We start from the raw sequence: 2993 nt of genomic DNA on the forward strand, positions 1-2993 counted from the left end.
GTACAAAAAAATAAAATGATATAATTAAATAGTTTCTAATCTTTCTTTAATGTTTTGGAATTATAGTGATACATATAAATAAGAAGAAAAGGAGAATGTTAATGCGAGTTCTTATTGTCGAAGATGAACAAGACTTACAAAATATATTGGTAAAACGATTAAATGCAGAATATTATAGTGTCGATGGATGTGGGAATGGAGAAGATGCTTTGGATTATATAAGCATGGCTACCTACGATTTGATTGTGCTTGACATTATGATTCCCGGAATAGATGGTTTACAAGTATTACAAAGATTACGCGCGGACAATAATACAACACCTGTCTTGCTTCTTACAGCTAAAGATACAATTGATGATCGCGTAACAGGACTCGACTTAGGTGCGGACGATTATTTAGTAAAGCCCTTTGCTTTTGATGAGCTGTTAGCAAGAATTCGAGTGTTGATGCGAAGAAAAACAGGAAATACATCTAACGTGTTTGAAATCGCTGACCTAGTGGTGGATTGCAATATGCATAAAGTAACAAGGGGCGACCGAGTTATCAATCTTTCCAGTAAAGAATTTGCTATTTTAGAATATATGATTCGTAATAAAGAAGTTGTGTTGACACGAGATAAAATTGAGCAACATGTGTGGAATTACGACTATGAAGGTGGCTCGAATATTATTGATGTTTACGTCCGATACCTTCGTAAAAAAATTGATAGCCAGTTTGAAACGAAGTTAATTCATACGGTACGAGGTACTGGTTACGTATTGCGAGTAGAATCATGAAAAGACTATCAATAAAAATGAAAGTGACCCTGTGGTATACGGGGCTAATTGTAATTATTATGGCACTCGTGTTATCTTTTATTTTAACTTCTTCAGATAAAGTTGTGCTCTTTAATATGAAAAATCAATTGAAGAGCACAGTAAAAGAAAGCATTGAAGATATCGAATATAAGCATGGACAGTTAAAGATGGACGATGATTTTGAAACCTTAGAAGATGGAGTAAATATCTTCATTTATAGTAAGCAAGGTGAGCTACTGGCAGGACATAGTCCAACAGGATTTAATAAAAAGGTATCGCTTAAATCCGATGAAATACAAACCATTAAAGACGGTAATAAAGAATGGATAGTATATGATTTCCTCCATAATGTAGGCGGCGATGAGCAAGTCTGGGTTCGTGGAATAATGACCATGAATCAATTATCATCGACCATGAATACGCTTATTGTGGTAACACTCATCTCATTTCCATTACTTATTCTCATTGCGGCAGTGGGTGGATATTTTATTACGCAAAGAGCGTTTCGACCTGTGCAACAAATGAGTGATTCAGCCAGTGAAATTGGTGATGGTAAAGACCTTTCGAAGAGAATTAATTTACAAGGTTCATCGAAAGACGAAATGTATCATTTAGCACAAACCTTTGACAAAATGTTTGAGCGATTGGAGACATCATTCGAAAGTGAAAAACAATTTACATCTGACGCATCTCATGAATTAAGAACACCAACATCTGTTATTATTTCGCAATGCGAATACGCTTTATCGCAGAGGAATAATCCGAAAGAAATGGAAGAATCGTTAGAAGTAATTTTAAGGCAATCACGTAAAATGTCCGCGTTAATCTCGCAACTCTTATTATTAGCAAGAGTTGACCAAGAAAAGCAGAATACTTTTCAATTCGAATGTATCAATATGAGTGAATTAACGGAAATCGTTGTAGAAGAGCTTTCATTAATGGTTCAAGAAGCTTCGATTAATATAACAACTAATATAGAGGAAGACCTGTTTATTAAAGCAGATCAAACATTGATGATGCGTTTATTAATGAATTTACTAACGAATGCGATTGCTTATAGCAAAGCGAACGGCACTGTGAATATGCAACTGTTCCGGGATGAAACCAACATAATAGGTAAAGTCTCCGATAATGGCATAGGCATCAGCGAGCAACATATTGCGAAAATATGGGACCGCTTCTATCGAGTTGACGCAGCACGAACATCTTCAAACATCGGAAACACAGGTTTAGGATTGTCGATGGTAAAATGGATTGTCGAACTACACGGAGGAGAAATTACCGTTGAAAGTAAATTAGGAGAAGGCAGTACTTTTACATTTAAACTACCAATTGAAAAACGAGCATAATGTATGCTCGTCTGTAGCTTCAGAATAAAGATTGATTAAAAAGCTCTCTTCAACCCTTATTTAAAAGTAATTACAAAAACTCCATTTTGAAAAAGAGTGATCAAAATGGAGTTACTCTTTTTAGCTATATATGAGATTTTATAAAACCATCCACTTAAATCTATTTTCCAAATATACCATTCAACACTCTGAAATATTCTAATCAACATAATCACTCAATTAACTAAAAAAGTCGGTTAATTGCATAACGCTTTTCTAACTTTTCTTGCGAAATTTAGTGGATCATCAACGTCTTCGATATTAACGTAAATCAAATTTGGATTATCACATAACCACTCATTGTGTATAGACGAAACTATTATTCCTTGTTTAATAATTGTAGCAACAAATTCAGTAACTTCCTTTTGCAAGAGTGCTACCCGCCCTAGACATAATGCCCGTCCAGTTTTATTATCTCGTGATTCAAATGAGAAGGAAGTTGTTACTCTAAAACGTTTTCCCAAGATTGTTGCGCGTATTTCATCCCGGTTTATTGTTGCCACGCATTTCCCACCGGCGAATCCTTCTTGGCCACCGATAATTCTTGCAAACTGTTGACAAATTGATTCCTCATTAATCGCCATACCTTTAATCATCCCCCCTTTTACTGTTAGGTTATGAATGAATACATAGGTCTGAAACGGTAATGAATCTATTCTATTATAAAAAAGATGATGGCAATCTAACGAAATCTGTTAGCTCAAGTATTCTTGATCACATGAATTGTTACCCGAGTTTAAATGGTGCAGAATTTTTTGTTTTATGAACTATAAATTTTTATAAGTAAAACCCCAGAAATCCAAAGGTC

Annotated in this window: 3 protein-coding genes; 2 read left to right on the forward strand and 1 reads right to left on the reverse strand. The window is 34.8% G+C overall.

The window, feature by feature from the left end; genetic code table 11:
- Nucleotides 1-101: 101 nt before the first annotated feature.
- Nucleotides 102-776, forward strand: a complete 675-nt coding sequence (locus AB3X48_RS20170) for a response regulator transcription factor (RefSeq protein ID WP_002161191.1) — start codon at nucleotides 102-104, stop codon at nucleotides 774-776.
- Nucleotides 773-2146, forward strand: a complete 1374-nt coding sequence (locus AB3X48_RS20175; RefSeq protein ID WP_016105354.1) for a sensor histidine kinase — start codon at nucleotides 773-775, stop codon at nucleotides 2144-2146. The genes AB3X48_RS20170 and AB3X48_RS20175 overlap by 4 nt, the downstream gene beginning before the upstream one ends.
- 236 nt (nucleotides 2147-2382) lie before the next feature.
- Here the strand turns inward: AB3X48_RS20175 and AB3X48_RS20180 are convergent, their stop codons facing one another.
- Entirely contained in the window at nucleotides 2383-2769 is a 387-nt protein-coding gene (locus AB3X48_RS20180) for a DUF1259 domain-containing protein (RefSeq protein WP_016105355.1), read from the reverse strand.
- Nucleotides 2770-2993: the final 224 nt, after the last annotated feature.

This window comes from Bacillus sp. S4 (genome assembly GCF_040838205.1).
GTDB classification, from domain to species: domain Bacteria; phylum Bacillota; class Bacilli; order Bacillales; family Bacillaceae_G; genus Bacillus_A; species Bacillus_A cereus_U.

What these genes read in the sequence shown, in the direction of transcription:
- AB3X48_RS20170 (WP_002161191.1), top strand. Translation starts at nt 102, where the DNA reads ATGCGAGTTCTTATTGTCGAAGATGAACAAGACTTACAAAATATATTG.
- AB3X48_RS20180 (WP_016105355.1), bottom strand. Translation starts at nt 2,769, where the DNA reads ATGGCGATTAATGAGGAATCAATTTGTCAACAGTTTGCAAGAATTATC.
- AB3X48_RS20175 (WP_016105354.1), top strand. Translation starts at nt 773, where the DNA reads ATGAAAAGACTATCAATAAAAATGAAAGTGACCCTGTGGTATACGGGG.